Here is an 18,344-nt window from a genome sequence, read left to right as displayed (position 1 = left end):
ATTGTAGTAAGTAGTGAAAGGGCTAAGCCTGAAGTCCATTCAGGCTCTGGTTATTGCCTTGGGCCAGCCGTGAGCGCAGCTCTTCGACCAATCGCTCCCAGGCGATTTCCATCTGCGGCGCCTCGACCCGCAAGGACTTCAGACCGGCGACGCGTTTGTCGGTTTCCGCGTCGCCCAGAATCAATGCGTACGTCGCGCCGCTCTTGTCGGCCCGCTTGAGCTGTGATTGGAAGCTGCCGCCGCCGCAATTCATTTCGACGCGGATGCGCGGCACCTGATCGCGCAGCGTTTCGGCCAAGCGCAGCCCTTCGGCTTCGGCCCGCTCGCCCGCGATCACGAAGTAAACATCCGGCGCAGTCGCCCGCACCTCGCCAGCCTGCACGCGGAGCAGCTCCACGATACGTTCCTGACCCAGCGCCCAACCGATCGCCGGCGTGGCCTTGCCGCCCAACTGCTCGACCAGACCGTCGTAACGTCCACCCGAACACACCGCGCCCTGCGAGCCCAGCTCGGTGGTGACCCACTCGAACACCGTGTGCGAGTAGTAATCCAGGCCGCGCACCAACAACGGGTTCAAAACATATTTGATGCCCAACGCATCGAGATGACGGCACAGCCCGCTGAAGTGGCGGCGTGACTCTTCATCGAGATGCTCGGTGAGCATCGGCGCGTTCTTGATGATGTCCTGCAGCTCGGGGTTCTTGCTGTCCAGAATGCGCAGCGGATTGCCGTCGAGCCGGCGCAGGCTGTCGGGATCCAGCTTGGACTTATAAGCGTTGAAATATTCCACCAGCTTCTCGCGATACACGCGGCGCGATGCCGGCGTGCCGAGCGAATTCAAGTTCAGCTCGATGCGTTGCACGCCCGCCTTGGTCAGCAGACGCGAGCTGAGCAGAATCACTTCCGCATCGATGTCCGGACCGGGATAACCGAAGGCCTCGACATCGAGCTGATAAAACTGACGGAAGCGGCCACGCTGCGGCTTCTCGTGACGGAACATCGGACCGGCGCACCACACGCGCTGCTTCTGATTGTGCAGCAGGCCGTTGCTGATCATGGCGCGCACGATGCCGGCCGTCGCTTCCGGACGGAGGGTCAGCGAGTCGCCGCCCGGATCCTGGAAAGTAAACATTTCCTTGGAGACGACGTCGGTGAACTCGCCGATGGAGCGCTTGAACAGGTTCGTGTGCTCGACGATGGGCACGCGGATTTCCTGGTAGGCGTAGGACGCGAAAATCTCGCGCGCCAGATTCTCCAGGCGCTGCCAGGCCGCCATGTCCACCGGCAAAATATCGTTCATGCCGCGAGGCGGCTGGATCTGCTGCTGGCTCACTCGCCCGAAACCTCACCCGTCGTCGTCTGCTGACTCATCATCTCGACCGCGCCGCTGGCGGCGATCACGAATTTCGCCGCGTCCTTCCCCGCTCTGCGCGGCACCACCACGGGCTGGTCGTTCACCTGAACCGTGACCGCGGACGCCTTGCCGAGCGTCACTCGCAATGGCGGCGTGCCGGAGATAGTGCGCACGCGCCCGCTCTCCCCGAGACCGAACATCAACTGTTTGCCCGCGGCGTCGTAGATTTCGGTCCACGATGCGTCGCTGAACTCGAGCCGCACTCGCACAGCGCCCGCTGCCGGCGTCGTCGTAGAGCTCGTCGCTGGCGCGGGCTGCACGGCACTCGGCGCCGGCGATGCCGGAACAACTTCTGGCTGCGACGGCGTCTGCACCGTCTCGCTACTCGCATCCGACTCCTCGGCAGCGATCTGTTCGTCCAGCGCAGCCTGCACTGGATCGCCCGGCGTCGCCACCGTCGCCCAAACCCACCAACCCACCGCCGCCGCGATCAAGGCCACGCCCAGCCACAACGGGCCGGCCAGCGACGGCCGCTGCATGGCCACCGAGCTGCCAACGGCGACGGACGCAGGAATCGGCACCGGCACTTCCTGCCGACCGGTCAGCGCTTCGTAACGCTCGATGATGAGCTGCGGCGACAGTCCGAGCAGCGCCGCGTACTGTCGCAAATGCCCGCGCGCATACACCGGCACGCCGAGCTCCGCGAAGCGATTCGCCTCGATGGCCTCGACCATGCGGATGTCCAGATGCAGCTCTTCGGCGATGTGCAGCTGAGGAATCGAGCGCCGTTCGCGCTCGCGTCGTAGCAGTTCGCCAGGCGTCAGCGACTCGGCAGCCGGCTCGGGAGAGTCGGCCGGTGCGGTCTCGGCCGCGGGGCGTTCGCTGCTATCGCCAGCTGCATTCATCCAGGATTCCGCTCGGACTCGATCAACTCCTTGGTCTGAGCAGCCCTCGGGTATTCCAGTTTCAATCGCTCCGCATAGTTCTTCGCGGCCGCGGCATTGCCCAGGGCCCGCTCGATACGCACGCCCAGCCACAGCGTCGCCGGGCTGGTGCGGCCAACTTCCGTGTACCGTTCGAGGAACCCACGAGCGGACAGATAGTCGGTTTGTTTGAATTGCAGATCGGCCATCTGGTACAGCGCTTCGCCGAATTTCGGCCGCACCGCCAGCGCCTTGCGAAGATTCGCCTCGGCGCGCTTAACGTCGCCGCCGGCGCTCGCGCAGTTCGCGGCATTCAGGTACGCCACTTCGGGCGTGCGATACAACTTATTGGCGGCGGCCTGGAGCATCAGCTTCTCGCCGCGCTCGTGTTTGCCCTTCTGGCACAGATACGCGCCGTAGTTGTTCTGCACTTCCGGATTCTCCGGATCGAGCGCCAGGCCCTTGGCGAAGTGCGACTCGGCCTTGTCGCTGTCGCCGAGCTGCTCGTACAGCAGGCCGGCGGTGATCTGCGCTTGCGAGCTGCGTGGATTCTGCTCGATGGCTTTGTCGATCTTTTCCTTGGCCTGCGCCAGATTGTTCTTGCGCAGGTAGTCGGTGCCGATCTGCAAATTGATTTCGGCCGCGCGCACGGCGTCGGGCGTGCCCAGCGTATCCCTGGTGCTCTCGCACCCGCTCAGAGCGGCCAGCACGACCACCGACAAACCCACCGCTGCGAGCTTCATCATTGCACCGCCACTGAGATCAGCTTCGAGCCCAGACGAACCGTTGTTCGATCGTGCACGCGTCCGACCAGCTGTCCGCAGGCAGCATCGATATCGTCGCCGCGCGTACGACGCGTGGTCGCGATCACTCCGTTCGCATTGAGGATGTCACGGAAGCGCTCGATGGCAGCGGCACTGGAACGCTTGTAGCGCGTGCCCGGAAAAGGATTGAACGGAATCAGGTTCAGCTTGGCCGGCCGGCCTTTCAACAAGGCGACCAGCTCGTGCGCATGCTCGGGATGATCGTTGACGCCGTCGAGCATGACGTATTCGAAAGTGATGCTGCGCGCGTTCTGCTTGTTCACGTAGACCCAGCAGGCGTCCAGCAGCTCGGCGATCTTGTGCTTGCGGTTGATGGGCACGAGCTCGTCGCGCAACGTATCGTTCGGCGCGTGCAACGAAACCGCGAGCGCGCAGTTGGTCTCTTCGGCGAGCTTCAACATCTGCGGCACGAGGCCGGACGTGCTCACCGTTACACGGCGACGGGAAATATCGAAGCCCAGATCGTCCATGAGAATCTCGGTGGCCGGCACCACGTTGCGATAGTTCGCCAGCGGCTCGCCCATGCCCATGAACACGATATTGGTGACGACGCGATCGCCGCCATGCTGATAGCCCAGTTCTTTGTTCGCGAGCCACACCTGACCGACAATTTCGGCGGCGGTGAGGTTTCGGTTGAAGCCCTGCTGGGCAGTTGAGCAAAACGTGCAGTCCATCGCACATCCGACCTGACTGGAAATGCACAGCGTGCCGCGGCCGGGCTCCGGGATGAACACCATCTCGATGCCCTGCTTCACGCCCTCGCTCGTGTTCATCGCGAGCAGCCATTTGCGGGTCCCGTCCGTGGACACCTGCGTCATCGTGATCTCTGGCACGACGACTTCGGCAACTTCGCTCAGTTTCGCGCGGAAGCTCTTCGCCAGATCGGTCATCTGCTCGAAGTCGGCGACGTGGCGCTTGTAGAGCCACTTCATCAGTTGCCTGGCGCGAAACGGCTTCTCGCCCATGTTCGCGACGAACGCCTCCAGCTCGGTCCGTGTCAGGCCGAGCAAATTCGTCTTGGCGGTCGTCGCGTTCATGAGATGCCTGCAGTCGCGATTAACGCGTGCGCGGGCACAGTTCCGAGGTCGCAAAGAAGTATGCGATCTCGATCTTCGCGTTGTCGAGGCTGTCCGAGCCGTGCACCGTGTTCTCTTCGATGCTGGTGGCGAGATCCGCGCGGATCGTGCCCTTATCGGCCTTCTTCGGGTCGGTGGCGCCCATCAGCTCGCGATTCTTGGCCACCGCGTTTTCACCTTCCAGCACCTGCACGACCACCGGGCCGGAGATCATGTACTTGACCAGGTCCTTGAAGAACGGGCGTTCCTTGTGGACCGCGTAGAAGCCTTCGGCCTGGGCCTGGGTCAGCTGGATCATCTTGGCGGCAATGATCTTGAGGCCGGCCTGCTCGAAGCGGCGGTACACCTCACCGATCACGTTCTTCTGCACGCCGTCGGGTTTGACAATGGAGAAAGTGCGTTCGACCGCCATGGAATCGTCCCGTTAATCAATGAATTGGAAAGAGTTTGCGACGCCAGCCCGAGATCTTGTCGCCGGGCGGCGGCAATTGCGCGCGCGCAGTCTACCCGGCATGGCCGGGAGCAGCAAGAAAATGAGTCGGGACGCGGAGTTAGGCCAGAGGCTTACGCCTTACACCGAGAAACTCTCACCGCAGCCGCATTCGCCCTTGGCCTTGGGGTTACGGAAGCGGAAGGCTTCGTTCAGGCCCTGCTTCACGAAGTCGACCTCGGTGCCGTTGATGTAGTCGAGGCTGTCGCGGTCGACGATGACCTTGACGCCCCGGTCCTCGAACACCACGTCGTTCGAGCCGATGTCGTCGGCATAGTTCACCACGTAGGCGAAACCTGAACAGCCAGTCTTCTTGACCGCGAGGCGCAGGCCCAGGCCACGGCCCCTGCGTGTGAGGAAAGACTGGACACGATCGGCGGCGGCGGGAGTCAGTGAGATGCTCATAGCGTGTACAAGCGTGATGGCGGCGGCCCGCTGAATCAAGTGCGAGGGTCATGCCAATGTGGCTATGACAGGGCGTCATTATGGAATGAGCCGGCCCCAGGCTTCACTCAAAGCGCGTACGGCGTCCTCCAGAATGAGAAGTCGCCCACGCTTTTCCATCGGGAATCGCAGCGCCTGGTCGGCGTCGCGCCAGCGCCAGGCGCGCAGCTCCTGTCGGGTCAGCCCCACCAGTCGTTCGCTCAGCCAGGAGCCGGCGGCGATGCAGTGAGGACAGCCGTACGCTTCGAAGCGCACCGCTTCGATCCGATCGCCGGCGATGCGCGCACTGAGAGCGAACATCGTGCCCTGGTCGATATCGCCCGCTGTTCCCTTGATGACGCCCTCGCCCGCTTCGAAGTGTCCGCTGTTCCGCGGATGCTCGAAGTGGTCGACGACGGTGGGCGAGTATTCAGGTTCCATGACTGAAATAGTTGCTTCCCCCTTCAGGGGAAGCAACGCTCATTATGTGGACGTTGGAGTCAGGGCACGCAGCCGCGCGACTTCGCGGCCGACGATGGCGATCGCTCGATCCACGTCGTCCGGTGTAGTGAAGCGGCCGAGGCTGAAGCGAATCGAGCTTTGCGCCAGCTGATCGCTGCGACCAAGCGCGCGTAGAACATACGACGCCTCGTCCGATCCCGACGAACAGGCGGAGCCGGAGGAGATCGCAAGCTCGCGCAGCGCGAAGCGCAGGCTCTCGCCTTCGACATTGTGGAAACAAACGTTGAGCACGCCAGCCACGCGCTCGGTCGGATGGCCGTTCAGCTCCACTCCGCCAATCGCCGCGAGGCCCTGCCAGAGCCGATCACGGAGGACGGCGATGCGAGCAACGTCGGACTCGCGGTCACGCTCCCCGATCTCGAAAGCCTCGCCCATGCCGACGATCTGATGCGTCGGCAACGTGCCGGAACGCAGGCCCAGCTCCTGACCGCCGCCATGAAACAACGGCTTCAAGCCGAGCGGCGGCTTGCGACGCACGTACAGCACGCCGATGCCCTTGGGCCCGTAGCTTTTGTGCGCCGTCAACGACAGCAGATCGATATTCATCGTCTCGACGTTCAGCGGCAGTTTGCCCGCGCTCTGTGCGGCGTCGACATGGAATGGCACGCCGCGTTCGCGGCAGATCGCACCCACGGCGGCGACGTCTTGGATCACACCGGTCTCGTTGTTGACGTGCATGAGCGAAACCAGCTGCGTATCCGGCCGAAGCGCGTCGCGCACCTGCTCGGGCCGCACGATGCCGTCGGTGCCCGGCTTGAGCCAGGTCACTTCGAAGCCTTCCTTCTCGAGCTGCTTGAACGCGTCGAGCACGGCTTTGTGCTCGGTGCGGGCAGTGATCACATGACGGCCACGATCGGCGTGGAAGCGTGCGACACCGAGGATTGCGAGGTTGTCCGATTCAGTCGCGCCGGACGTCCAGACGATGCACTCAGGACGTGCACCGACGGAGGCAGCCACTTGCTGCCTCGCCTTCTCCACCATCGCGCGAGCGCGACGACCGAAGTCGTGGCCCATCGACGACGGATTGCCGTGCGGCCCTTCCGGCTTCAGGCATTCGATCATCACCTCGGCGACGCGAGGGTCCACGGGCGTAGTGGCCGCGTAGTCGAGATAAATGGCAGGCGAAGCTTTCGCCGAGCTGCTCGTGCTATTCATTAGTCAGTAGTCACTTCGTTCCGGCGTGGCGTCGCCGCGCTTGGACAGCGGTCAGGACGCCACGAAGAATATTCATTTCATTTTGATCGAGGCGCGCGCGGTTGAATAGACGACGGATGCGCGCCATCAGGTGACCGCCGCCGGTGCGGTCGCGAAACTCGATTTCTTCCAGCACTCGCTCGAAGTGCTCGTACAGCAGCTCCATCTCACGGCCAGTCGCGAACGGAACGTCGGGCGCGGGCGGCGTAGGCGCGCCGGGCCGCGTGGCCAACAAGACCTCGTACGCGATGACCTGCACCGCCATGGCGAGATTCAGCGATGCGTAGTCGCCCGCCGTCGGAATGGTGACGAGCCGGTGGCAGCGCGCCAGCTCGACGTTGAGCAGCCCGTACTTTTCCGAGCCGAACACGAGCGCGACATTGCCGACTTGCGCAGCTTCGGCGACCAGTTGCGCGCACTCGCGTGGCTCGACGAGGTCGAACGTGAGGTAGCGCTGGCGCGCGCTGGTGCCCACCACCAGACCGCAATCGGCGATGGCGTCCTCGAATTCCTCATGCACCCGGGCGGCGTCCAGCACGTCGTCGGCGCCCGAGGCGCGAGCGGTGGCCTCCGCATCCGGGAAAGCCTTAGGGCGGACCAGGTGCAGCTCAGTGAGCCCCATGTTTTTCATGGCGCGCGCCACCGCGCCAATATTGCCGGGGTGCTTGGGATCGACCAGGACGACACGAATACTCATCGTAATGCGCTATTCTAGCGCCCCCCGGCCGGCCCCTGGTTCCTTCTTTGGAACGCCGCCCCGCTCTTTACCATTCCTGCCCCACCCCGATCGCCCCAGTTGTGATTATGGGGGAGCCGATTTTTTCGAGGTCGTTGTTACATGCAGCCTTTGCTCAATATTGCCGTCCGTGCCGCCCGTCGCGCCGGTGAAGTCATCGTCCGTGGCATGAACCGCGTGCATCGCCTCGATATCCGCCAGAAGGGGCAGAACGATTTCGTCTCGGAGATCGACACCCAGGCCGAGATGGAAATCATCGATACGGTGCGCAAGAGCTATCCCGATCACGCCTTCCTAGCCGAGGAAAGCGGCTCGCACGGCGGCTCGATCCATAGCGAGTTCGTGTGGATCATCGATCCGCTCGACGGCACCACCAACTACCTGCATGGCTTCCCGCAATTCGCCGTTTCCATCGGCGTGCAGCGGCGTGGTCGCATGGAACATGCGGTGGTCTACGATCCGATGCGGCAGGAACTGTTTACAGCTTCGCGCGGCGAAGGCGCGCAGCTGGATGGACGGCGCATTCGCGTCAGCCCGCACGTCGGCCTGGAGCGCGCGCTGATCGGCACGGGCTTTCCCTATCGCACCAATCTGCATTGGCTCGACAACTACATGGCCATGTTCAAGGCCGTCACCCAAGCCACCGCCGGCATCCGCCGCCCCGGGGCCGCCGCTCTGGATCTCGCCTACGTCGCCGCCGGCCGCCTCGACGCCTTCTGGGAATTCGGCCTCTCCCCCTGGGACACCGCGGCCGGCACCCTTCTCATCACCGAAGCCGGCGGCCTGGTGAGCTCGCTTCAGGGCACGGAATACAAACAAGGCGGCAACATCCTCGCCGGCACCCCCAAGGTCCACGCACCGTTGCTGGAGTTGCTCGCCCCTCACGTACCCGCCGAGCTGACTTGATCGCTCGAGGTCTTCTGGCCTGAAATAAAAACGCGGCGCCTCTCCTAAAGAGAAGCGCCGCGTTCGTAATCGAACTTACTGGTTTTCGGTTACGCCGTTGCCGATCGGGCTCTTGCGGTAGCCGTACAGCGCGTACACCACCAACCCCAAGCCCGCCCACAAGAAGAACGTGAGCTGCGTGCGCAGCGGCAGGGAGAACATGAGGAAGGCGCAGCCGGCCATCGCGAGCGGCGCGACGATCCACACGCCGGGGGCGCGGAACGGGCGATGACGTTCGGGTTCGCGTTTGCGCAGGATCATCACACCGGCGGACACAGTCAGGAAGGCGAACAACGTGCCGCTGTTGGAAAGATCGGCGAGCACGCCGACCGGGAAGAACGCGGCGAAGACGGTCACCGCCAAACCAGTGACGATAGTCACGACGTGCGGTGTGTGGAACTTCGGATGAATGCGCGTCAGCGACTCGTTGAACGGCAATAGCTTGTCACGCGCCATGGCGAAGAAGATGCGCGTCTGGCCGAACAACATCATTAGAATCACGGAAGGCAGCGCGAGGAACGCCGCCAGGCCGATCAGCTGCGACACTTTCTTCCAGCCGATCTGATCCAGCACGTGCGCCAGCGGCTCGCCGCTGCACACCAGTTTGTCGTCATTGTCCGGCTGACGGCAGGCGATGGCGATATCGGCGCTGCCCGGCTCGTACGCGAGGTTGGTGGCCGGGTCGATCACCGGCTGCGCGCCGATGGAGCCCACCGCGCCGGCGGCGACCAGCACGTAGAAGATGGTGCAGATCACGAGGCTGCCGATCAGGCCGATGGGCATGTTGCGTTGAGGGTTCTTGGTTTCTTCCGCCGCCGTCGAGACCGCGTCGAAGCCGACGTAAGCAAAGAAGATGGAAGCCGCGGCGCCCGCGATGCCCATGCCGGAAATCTCGCCGATGAAACCGTTGGGCGAGAATGGCTCGAAGTTCTCCATGTTCATCACCGGCACGGCCAGGAAGATGAACAACGTCAGCGCCGCAACTTTGATGCTGACCAGGATAGCGTTCACGGTCGCGCTCTCACGCGTACCGAGCACCAGCAACGAGGTGACGAGCAATGCGATCACGGCGGCTGGCACGTTCATGATGCCGCCGACGTGCATGCCGCTGGTAAAGGCCGCCGGTATGTCTATGTCGAAGGACCTTTCCATCAATCCGACGAAATAATTCGACCATCCCACCGACACCGCGCTCGCAGCGACGGCGTATTCGAGGATCAGGGCCCAGCCCACCATCCATGCGACTACTTCACCGAGCACGGCGTACGAATACGTGTAGGCGGAGCCCGAGACCGGCACCATGGCGGCCAGCTCGGCATAGCACAGCGCGGTCACCGCGCAGACGAAGCCGGCGATCACGAAGGACATCATCATGCCGGGACCGGCCTTCTGTGCGGCTTCGGCGGTCAGCACGAAAATACCGGTGCCGATCACGGCGCCGATGCCGAGCATGGTCAGCTGAAACGCGCCCAGGGTGCGCGTCAGCGATTTTTTCTCGGCGCTCGCCAGAATTTCGGCGAGGGGTTTGATACGCCAATTCATTATGTCGGTTTCCTCGGGTCTGCAATTCCGCTGGTGTTAAGACCGCAATCAAGGGCTCGCCGCACGCTTGGGTACCCGCAGGTAGCCCGCGCGGTGCGGATCATAGGCACATCCGCTAGCGAACGTCATCCAACCTGTGGCAGGAGCGCGCCCGCACTGCCCTGGCCCGCCAGAGCGACGGCGAGCACCAAAACCGGGCCAATATCGGTAAAGTGCCGCTTCCCGTTTGCTGGTCCAGAGTCTGGTCGCGCCCATGAATGATGTACTGATCGTGTTGTTCGGCGTCACGGTGACGCCGTGGAAATTAATCGGTTACACCGGCGTCTTTCTGTTCGCCGGCCGCTGGTTCGTGCAGCTGGCTGCCTCCAAGGCCTCCGGCAAGCCGGTCATGCCCACCCTGTTCTGGTACATGAGCGCCCTCGGCAGCGTGCTGCTGCTGTGCTATTTCATCTTCGGCAAGAACGACTCGGTCGGAGTCATGTCCAACCTTTTCCCGCTGTTCGTCGCTCTCTACAACTTATATCTGGATAGCAAGAATCGGAAACGTCTCGCCGCGCTCGGTTGAACGCGGCGCGACGCGCGCTCCTATTCTTCCTCGACCCGCTTGCGCAGCTTGAGCGGCTCCTCGACAGGAGCCCTGCTCATGCGTTTGCGCACCTGCATGTTCAGCATCTCCACGATGACCGAGAACGCCATCGCGAAGTAGATGTAACCCTTCGGAATGTGGAAGCCGAGGCCCTCGCCGACCAGCGCCACGCCGATCAGGATCAGGAACGACAGCGCCAGCATCTTGATGGTTGGATGACGATCGACGAAGTCGCCGATCGGGCCGGCCAGGAACATCATCATCAGCACCGCGACGATCACCGCCGCGATCATCACTTCGACGTGATCGGCCATGCCTACCGCCGTGATCACCGAGTCCAGCGAGAACACGATGTCGATGATGGAGATCTGAATGATGGTCGACAGGAAGGTGGCGCTGCCCTTGGCTTCGCGCTGCCCGGTCTCGCCTTCGCCTTCGAGGCTGGAATGAATCTCCAGCGTGCTCTTGGCGATCAGGAACAGACCGCCGCCGAACAGGATCAGGTCGCGTCCCGAAACGCCGCGCCCCATGATCGAGAACAATTCCTCCGACAGCCCCATCACCCACGTGATCGACAGCAGCAGCAGGATGCGCGTGATCATCGCCAGCGCCAGGCCGAAGGTCCGACCGCGGGAACGCTGCTCGGGCGGCAGACGCCCGACCAGGATGGAAATGAAAATGATGTTGTCGATGCCGAGGACGATCTCCAAGGCCGTCAGCGTCACGAACGCCAGCCATACCTGGGGATCGGTCAAGAATTCCAAGATTCACTCCTCATACGAATATTCAGTTGCCGTCGCTCAATCGTTGCGCAGGTCGACGGCGCCGGTCGCGTTCTCGCGGCGTGACACCCACAGCGACGCGACGATGCCGATGGCCAGGAACGCGACGATCACGCCCAGCGAAATGGCATGCGGAATTTCCAGATGATGATGCAGCATCATCTTCACGCCGACGAAGCCCAGGATGAAGATGAGGCTGAACTTGATGTACTTGAACATCATCATCAGCCCGGCGATGGCGAAGTACATCGAGCGCAGGCCCAGGATGGCGAACGCGTTCGAAGTGAACACGATGAACGGTTCCTGGGTCACGGCGAAAATGGCGGGAATGGAGTCGACCGCGAACACCACGTCGGCGAAGTCGACCAGCAGCAAGGTGACGAACAGTGGCGTGGCGGCGCGCGCGCCATTCACCATCGTGAAGAAACGTTCGCCGTCGAGCTTGTCGGTGACGGGATAGACCCGACGCGCCAGGCGCACCAGCACGCTCTTTCCGGGATCGAACTGCTCTTCCTCGCTCTTCAACATGCGTGCCGCGGACAGCAGCAGGATCGCGCCGAACACGTAGAACATCCAGTCGAACGCATGGATGAGCGCCGCGCCCGCCGCAATCATCGCGCCACGTAACACTATGGCCCCGACGATGCCCCAGAACAGCACGCGATACTGAAACTGCGCCGGGATCTTCATGTAAGTGAAGATGATGGCGATCACGAAGATGTTGTCGACCGACAGGGTCCACTCGAGCAGATAGCCGGTGATGTACTGGATCATCGCCTCGGCGCCGCGCGGCGCGTCCGGGGTGACGCGCCAGCCGAACCAGTGATGCTCGTAAACGCCGTACACCAGGCCGGAGAACGACAGCGCGACGACAATCCAGACGACGGTCCAGCCGAGCGCCTGGCTCACGCTCATCGCCTTCGACTCCCGGTGCAGGACCACGAGGTCCAGCGCCAGGACGCCGAGATAGAGCGCGAAGAAGACGACCCAGACCATCAAGCTCATGGCATTCCCGCTGTTGCTGCTGTTATTGCGGTATCCGCCATGAGCCTTGCAAGTTCCTGTCAGGGCCAGTTCTTGTTACGGAATGGCATCGAGCTCGGAAGTGTCCTTTTTCTGCTCGATCAGATCCTGCGCGGACAGATTCATGTCCAGCGCCAGCGCGCCGGCCACGTAAATCGAGGAATACGTACCCACCAGAATGCCGATGGTCAGCGCCCAGGAGAAACCGCGCAGCGTCTCGCCGCCTTCGATCAGCAGCACGACCACGACCAGCAGGGTGGCGCCCGACGTGATGATGGTCCGTGACAGCGTCTGGTTGATGGACGCGTCCATGACCTCTTCCGGCGACGCCCGGCGCATGGACTGGAAGTTTTCACGCACGCGGTCGAACACCACGACCGTGTCGTTCAGCGAGTAACCAATGACGGCCAGGATCGCGGCCAGCACGGCGAGATCGAAAGGAATGTCCGAGACCGCGAAAAAGCCCAGGATGATCAACGGATCGTGCAGGGTCGCGATGATGGCGCTGACGCCCATCTTCCATTGGAAGCGCCACCACGTGTAGATGCCGATCAGCACGAAGGTGAACAGAATCGCGAGGCCGCCCTGATTGGTGAGCTCCTCGCCCACCTGCGGACCGACCACCTCGGCACGACGCAGCTCGACGTCCGGGTCGATCTTCCGCAAGGCCTCGGTCACCGACCTGCTGACCTGGTTCACGTCTTGCCCTTCGGTGGGCAGCAGGCGCACCGCGATGCTGCGATCGTCGCCGAAATTCTGCACTTGAGCTTCGTGGAAGCCCGCTTCGCCCAGCGCCGCGCGGGTGCGCTCGATATTCGCTGTCTTCGGATACGCGAACTCCAGCACCACGCCGCCGGTGAAGTCGATGCCCAGATTCAGGCCGTGCACGAACAGCAGAACGATGGACGCAATGATGGCCGCGCCCGACACCCCGTACCACACCTTGCGGGTGTGCATGAACGGGTACTTGGTGACCTTATGGAAGAACTCCATGGCGTTACTTCCTTAGATGGACAGGTGGTCGAGCTTGCGGCGGGTACCCCAGATCGCATGGACCAGGGCGCGGCTGCCGACAACCGACGTGAACAGCGAGGTGATGATGCCGAGGGTCATCACGATGGCGAAGCTGCGGATCGTGCCGGTGCCGAACGCGAACAGCACCACGCCGGCGATCAGCGTGGTGACGTTGGAGTCGGCGATGGTGGCGAAGGCTTTTTCGAAGCCCACGTTGATCGACTGCAGCGGCGAGTTGCCGTTGCGCAGCTCTTCTCGGATGCGTTCGTAGATCAGGATGTTCGCGTCGACCGCGATACCCATGTGGAACACGACGGCCGCGATACCCGGCAAGGACAACGACGCCTGCAACATCGACAGCAAGCCGACGGTGAGGATCAGGTTCGACAGCAGCACCAGGTTGGCGATCCAGCCGAACGCGCGGTAGTACACCGCCATGAACGCGAACGTCAGCAACAGGCCGATGGCCATGGCGCGAATCCCGCGATCGATGTTGTCCTGACCCAGGCTCGGACCGACCGAACGCTGCTCGACGATGGTCTGCGGGGCAGCCAATGCGCCGGAGCGCAGTAACAGCGCCAGCTCGCGCGCTTCGGTCGCTTGCAAGCCAGTGATACGGAAGCGGGACGACAGCACGCTTTGAATAGTCGCGTCGCTGATGACTTCTTCTTCGGTACAGACAGCGCCGTTACGCACGCCTTCGCAGCGCTCGCCTTCGGCCAGTTGTTTCTTTTCGATGTAGACGACGGCCATGCGCTTGCCGACGTTGTCACGAGTGGCTTCCATCATCGCCTGACCGCCACGCGCGTCGAGGGTGATGTTCACTTCGGGGGCGCCTTCGGAGAAGCCGGAAGCGGCGTCGGACAACTGCTCGCCGGTGGCGATGATGTCGCGCTTCACCAGAATCGGGCGGCCATCGCGCGACTTGAGCAGCTTCGAGCCGATGGGCACGCGCTTGGTCTGCTCGGCTTCGTAGGGGTTGTTGTTCTCGTCCACGAGCCGGAACTCCAACGTCGCAGTGGCGCCGAGCACGCGGATCGCTTCGTTCGGATCCTGCACGCCGGGCAACTGCACGACGATGCGGTTCACTGCCTGACGGGTCACGATGGGCTCGGAGATACCCAGCTCGTCGACGCGATTACGCAGCGTGGTGATGTTCTGTTGAACGGCGATGTCCTGACGCCGTTTCACTTCGGCCGGCGTCATGCTCATTTCGATGACCGGACCTTCGGCGCTCTGCGAGGTGGTCAGCTGAATGCTGCCATCGGGCGTGCGCAGGGCTTCGGTCGCCTTGTCCAGATCTTCGGAACTACGCAGCGTGACGCGCACGACCTCGTTCACCGTCGTGACCGCGCCATAAGGAATGCGCTGGTCACGCAGCGTGGCGCGGGTATCGCGCTCCAGGCGGTCGATGGCCTGCGCCACCGCGCCTACCGTGTCCACTTCATAAACGAAGTGCACGCCGCCGCGCAGATCGAGGCCGAGGCTCATGGGCTTCAGGCCGATCGTTCGCATCCAGTCCGGAGCGCGCGATGCCGTGGAAAGCGCGACCAGGTATTCGCCCTCGCCTTTCTTGGCGATGGTTTCACGGGCCTTGGTCTGCGTGGCCGGGTCGGCGAAGCGCAGGACCAGCCGGTCCTTTTCGATATACGAGGCTTCGACGGGCACGCTGTCGGCGGTCAACAGGCCGATGACCTTGTCCGTGTTGGCCTGATCCATGGCCTGCCGGTCGTTACGCGACAGCTGCAGCGCCGGCCCTTCGCCGAACACGTTGGGTAACGCGTACAGCGTGCCGACCACCATCACGATGATGACCAGCCAGTATTTCCACTTGGCGAATTGATACATGGGAATGTCGGGGAAGGTTCGCGGCGGGGCGTCCGGACCGGGCCCGAACGCCGACCATCCTGGTTAGACGCTTTTCAACGTGCCTTTCGGCAGCACTTGGGCCACGGCATGCCGCTGCAGCTTGATATTGACGCCGGCGGCGACTTCGATGGTGATGAACTGCTCGCCCACCTCGGTGACCTTGCCCAGGATGCCGCCGTTGGTGACCACCTCGGCGCCCACTTCCAGGGCCGACACCATGGCGCGATGTTCCTTGGCGCGCTTGGTCTGCGGACGGATCAGCAGGAAATAGAACACGACGAAAATCAGCACCAGCGGCAAAAATTGCATGAGCGCGCTGGGCTGGGCCGGGGCGCCGGTCGCCTGTGCGGCAGCGGTGGAGATCAACCAATCCATCTTGCAATGCCCCCGAAAACTGGGAAAAACCCTGGGAAAAACCTATAGAACCGTATCTGCCGGCGCAGCACGCGCCCGCCCGGCAGCCGCCGGGGTCGGCAAAGAGCGGCGCATTATACACACCGCCCTTCCGGCCACTATCCACACGCCCGGCGGCCTGCCCCGTCGGCCCTTCCGGCGACCCAGAGGCGGGCTGGCTGCCGTACACTCTGCGACCCCTGGGTTGTTGGGCGAGGCCGACACCGCCGCATGCTTTCCCGTGATGTCCTGATCCTGCTGCTGCTGATTCTGTTGAACGGATTCTTCGCGCTGTCGGAAATGGCGCTGGTCGCCGCCAAGCGCGTGCGCCTGCAGGCCGCCGCCGACCAGGGCCGGTCGGGCGCCAAATCGGCCCTGGCGCTGATGGAGGATCCGACCTCGCTGCTGTCGGCGATTCAGATCGGCATCACCATCATCTCGATCGTCAATGGTGTCTACAGCACCAATGTATTCGCCGATCCGCTCGCCGGGCAGCTGGTCGACCTGGGCCTGCACGCTTCGCTAGCCGAAGAAACCGCTTACGTCGTGGTCGTGCTGGTGGTGACCTTCGTATCGCTGGTCCTCGGCGAGCTGATACCCAAGCGCGTTGCGCTCCTGCACGCCGAATCGCTGGCGACCTTCGTCGCGCCCGTCATGCGCCTGTTCGCCATCGCCATGGTGCCGTTCGTGTGGTTGTTGCGCGTGACGGTGAACGCGCTACTCAAGTTGCTGCCGGTCTCTTCCGCCCCTCAGGCTGCGGTGACTGAAGACGATGTGCGCGCCCTCGTGGCTGAAGGCACCACCGCCGGCGTATTTCTAGCTTCGGAGCGACGATTGCTCGAAGGCGTGCTGGCGCTGGCCGACCGCAAGGTCGGCTCCATCATGATTCCGCGACAGGACGTGATCTGGCTGGACGCGGAAGAGCCCATGGAGGTGCTCTGGCAACGGGCCAAGGAAAGCGGGCACGCACGCTTCCTGGTGGCGCGCGGAAAGTTCGACAACCTGCTCGGCATGATCACGCTCGCGGACCTCAGCGAGGCGCTGCACCGGGGCGAGCTGGATCTGGAAAAGGATCTGGATCCGCCGCTGCACATTCCCGACTCGATCTCGGTCCTGCAACTGCTGGATCAGTTCCAGCGCTCCAGCACCCACCTGGCGGTGGTCACCGACGAATATGGCGAGATCGAAGGCATCACCACGCCCATCGACATTCTGAAAGCCATCGCCGGCGAGTTGCCTGACCTGGGCAGCCGCGAGCGCGCTGAATGGGTTCAGCGCGAGGACGGTTCGTACCTCGTTGACGGGCACATGCCCATCGAAGAGCTACAGCAGCGCTTGGGCCGCCGTGACATGGGCGGGCGCGACTATCACACCGTCGCAGGCTTCGTGCTCGGCCGTCTCGGCCGTATTCCGAAGGCCGGCGACACGCTCACCTGGCGCGATCTGAAGATCGAGATCGTCGACATGGACGGCGTGCGCATCGATAAGATTCTGCTGCGCAAGCAGCCCGGCGTTTAAGGCGTCTCGGCCCTCTTTGATATGGGTGTGGCGGCGCCGGGCGTCACGATGAGCGGCTCATCCTTGGTGGAATGTTCTTCCAGCCACTCGCGCCAGATGGCGAGCGACACCGCCAGCAACACCGGGCCGATGAACAGACCCACCAGGCCGAACGCCAGCACGCCGCCGAGCACGCCGAACACGACCAGCAGGAACGGCATGCGCGTCGCGTTCGAGATCACCAGCGGACGCACGATGTTGTCCACCCAGCTGACCAGGACCAGGCCCCACAGGATCAGGCCGACGCCGTTGACCATCTCGCCGCGGACCAGCGCCCACGTGGCGAGGCTGCCCCACACCATCGGCGCGCCGAAGGGAATCAGCGCGATGATCACGGTGACGGCGCCCATCAACACCGGCGCTTCGACACCGAAGATCCAGTAGCCGATGCCCGCCGCCGCGCCCTGTGCGAGCGCGCCCAGCATCAACGCATACACGACCGCCTGCGTCGTGTAGCCGGCGGCATCGATGTAATCATGCACACGCGGCCCCAATATTCCCTCGAGCACGGCCCGTGCTTCGCGCATCAGACGCGGCCCGTCGCGCAACAGGAAGTACATGGAGAATACGGCGAAAAACAGCTTGGCGATGTTGCGCCCCGCGCCGCCGATCAGCCGTGTCATCTCCACCGACGACTGTTCCATCATCAGCAGAAACTGACCGCGCAGCGCCTTGGGATCGGCGGCGATCTGATTCAGTATCTCCTGCGCCTGGGCGCCCACATACGGCAAGTCGCGAATTGCTTGCGGCAGCATCGGTTTCGTGGCCAGAAAATCCTGGATCTCGGCATAGGCGGCCACCGCCTCCACGCGCAACATCAGGATCAGCCAGACCAGCGGCACCACGATGATCACGGTGACGATGAAAGTGGTGATCAGCGACGCCACCGGGCTGCGGCCGCCGACCGCCTTCAAGATGCGCAGATGCATCGGCCATGCGACGTACGCGAGGATTGCGCCCCAGATCAGCGGCACGATGAACGGCTGCAGGACCGAGAAGGTCAGCAGCAGAATGCCCAGGATCAGTCCGGAAACGAGCAGACGGCGAAACCAGGGCGCGGTAGGCAGATCGGCGAGCATGCTGGTGGTGCG

General features: G+C 63.2%; 19 protein-coding genes. 3 read left to right on the top strand and 16 right to left on the bottom strand.

All coding sequences use genetic code 11. From position 1 onward, the window contains the following. Positions 1-22 precede the first annotated feature (22 nt). The 9 genes from hisS to VGD45_RS02045 all read right to left on the bottom strand — a co-directional run bounded on the left by hisS (position 23) and on the right by VGD45_RS02045 (position 7,503). Positions 23-1,333, bottom strand: coding sequence for a histidine--tRNA ligase (gene hisS / locus VGD45_RS02085; RefSeq protein ID WP_331153605.1), 1,311 nt, complete (start codon positions 1,331-1,333; stop codon positions 23-25). Then, entirely contained in the window at positions 1,330-2,259 is a 930-nt protein-coding gene (locus VGD45_RS02080) for a RodZ domain-containing protein (RefSeq protein WP_331153604.1), read from the bottom strand. Before VGD45_RS02080 ends, hisS begins: the two co-directional genes overlap by 4 nt. Then, positions 2,256-3,023, bottom strand: a complete 768-nt coding sequence (gene pilW / locus VGD45_RS02075; RefSeq protein WP_331153603.1) for a type IV pilus biogenesis/stability protein PilW — start codon at positions 3,021-3,023, stop codon at positions 2,256-2,258. Before pilW ends, VGD45_RS02080 begins: the two co-directional genes overlap by 4 nt. Continuing rightward, complete coding sequence (rlmN, locus tag VGD45_RS02070) at positions 3,020-4,138, bottom strand: 23S rRNA (adenine(2503)-C(2))-methyltransferase RlmN (protein WP_331153602.1); 1,119 nt, start codon at positions 4,136-4,138, stop codon at positions 3,020-3,022. The genes pilW and rlmN overlap by 4 nt, the downstream gene beginning before the upstream one ends. Positions 4,139-4,157: 19 nt before the next feature. After that, positions 4,158-4,589, bottom strand: coding sequence for a nucleoside-diphosphate kinase (ndk, locus tag VGD45_RS02065; protein ID WP_331153601.1), 432 nt, complete (start codon positions 4,587-4,589; stop codon positions 4,158-4,160). A gap of 159 nt (positions 4,590-4,748) precedes the next feature. After that, positions 4,749-5,072 carry an iron-sulfur cluster assembly protein IscA gene (iscA, locus tag VGD45_RS02060; protein ID WP_331153600.1) on the bottom strand — a complete coding sequence of 108 codons (324 nt, stop codon included), beginning with the start codon at positions 5,070-5,072 and terminating at the stop codon, positions 4,749-4,751. A gap of 78 nt (positions 5,073-5,150) precedes the next feature. Continuing rightward, complete coding sequence (locus tag VGD45_RS02055) at positions 5,151-5,531, bottom strand: iron-sulfur cluster assembly scaffold protein (protein WP_331153599.1); 381 nt, start codon at positions 5,529-5,531, stop codon at positions 5,151-5,153. 42 nt (positions 5,532-5,573) lie between these two features. Then, complete coding sequence (locus VGD45_RS02050; RefSeq protein ID WP_331153598.1) at positions 5,574-6,767, bottom strand: IscS subfamily cysteine desulfurase; 1,194 nt, start codon at positions 6,765-6,767, stop codon at positions 5,574-5,576. Between the two features lie 10 nt (positions 6,768-6,777). Continuing rightward, positions 6,778-7,503, bottom strand: a complete 726-nt coding sequence (locus tag VGD45_RS02045) for an RNA methyltransferase (RefSeq protein ID WP_331153597.1) — start codon at positions 7,501-7,503, stop codon at positions 6,778-6,780. A gap of 141 nt (positions 7,504-7,644) precedes the next feature. Between VGD45_RS02045 and VGD45_RS02040 the strand changes: the two genes are divergently transcribed. Beyond that, on the top strand, positions 7,645-8,448 hold the full coding sequence (locus VGD45_RS02040) for an inositol monophosphatase family protein (protein WP_331153596.1): 804 nt from the start codon (positions 7,645-7,647) through the stop codon (positions 8,446-8,448). A 75-nt stretch (positions 8,449-8,523) separates the two neighbouring features. Here the strand turns inward: VGD45_RS02040 and VGD45_RS02035 are convergent, their stop codons facing one another. Next, positions 8,524-10,029 carry an amino acid permease gene (locus tag VGD45_RS02035; protein WP_331153595.1) on the bottom strand — a complete coding sequence of 502 codons (1,506 nt, stop codon included), beginning with the start codon at positions 10,027-10,029 and terminating at the stop codon, positions 8,524-8,526. A gap of 253 nt (positions 10,030-10,282) precedes the next feature. Between VGD45_RS02035 and VGD45_RS02030 the strand changes: the two genes are divergently transcribed. Next, entirely contained in the window at positions 10,283-10,594 is a 312-nt protein-coding gene (locus VGD45_RS02030) for a lipid-A-disaccharide synthase N-terminal domain-containing protein (protein WP_331153594.1), read from the top strand. Positions 10,595-10,614: 20 nt separating this feature from the next. Here VGD45_RS02030 and VGD45_RS02025 read toward each other — a convergent pair whose 3' ends face one another. From VGD45_RS02025 to yajC, 5 genes are all read right to left on the bottom strand, one after another. Beyond that, positions 10,615-11,379, bottom strand: coding sequence for a TerC family protein (locus VGD45_RS02025; RefSeq protein ID WP_331153593.1), 765 nt, complete (start codon positions 11,377-11,379; stop codon positions 10,615-10,617). Positions 11,380-11,415: 36 nt separating this feature from the next. Continuing rightward, positions 11,416-12,402, bottom strand: a complete 987-nt coding sequence (locus VGD45_RS02020; RefSeq protein WP_331153592.1) for a TerC family protein — start codon at positions 12,400-12,402, stop codon at positions 11,416-11,418. Positions 12,403-12,477: 75 nt separating this feature from the next. Then, entirely contained in the window at positions 12,478-13,413 is a 936-nt protein-coding gene (gene secF / locus VGD45_RS02015) for a protein translocase subunit SecF (protein WP_331153591.1), read from the bottom strand. Positions 13,414-13,425: 12 nt separating this feature from the next. Then, a complete protein-coding gene (gene secD / locus VGD45_RS02010) occupies positions 13,426-15,282 on the bottom strand; it encodes a protein translocase subunit SecD (protein WP_331153590.1) in 1,857 nt (618 codons plus the stop codon). A 63-nt stretch (positions 15,283-15,345) separates the two neighbouring features. After that, complete coding sequence (yajC, locus tag VGD45_RS02005) at positions 15,346-15,678, bottom strand: preprotein translocase subunit YajC (protein ID WP_331153589.1); 333 nt, start codon at positions 15,676-15,678, stop codon at positions 15,346-15,348. Positions 15,679-15,927: 249 nt separating this feature from the next. Here yajC and VGD45_RS02000 point away from each other — a divergent pair, with 249 nt between their 5' ends. Continuing rightward, positions 15,928-17,214 (top strand): hemolysin family protein, encoded by a 1,287-nt coding sequence (locus VGD45_RS02000; RefSeq protein ID WP_331153588.1) that lies wholly within the window; start codon positions 15,928-15,930, stop codon positions 17,212-17,214. On the opposite strand, the gene VGD45_RS01995 is transcribed toward VGD45_RS02000, so the two are convergent. Then, entirely contained in the window at positions 17,211-18,332 is a 1,122-nt protein-coding gene (locus VGD45_RS01995) for an AI-2E family transporter (RefSeq protein ID WP_331153587.1), read from the bottom strand. The genes VGD45_RS02000 and VGD45_RS01995 overlap by 4 nt on opposite strands. Between the last annotated feature and the right edge of the window lie 12 nt (positions 18,333-18,344).

This window comes from Steroidobacter sp. (assembly GCF_036402275.1).
Lineage (GTDB): Bacteria > Pseudomonadota > Gammaproteobacteria > Steroidobacterales > Steroidobacteraceae > Steroidobacter.
This window is presented reverse-complemented; position numbering and strand designations above follow the sequence as displayed.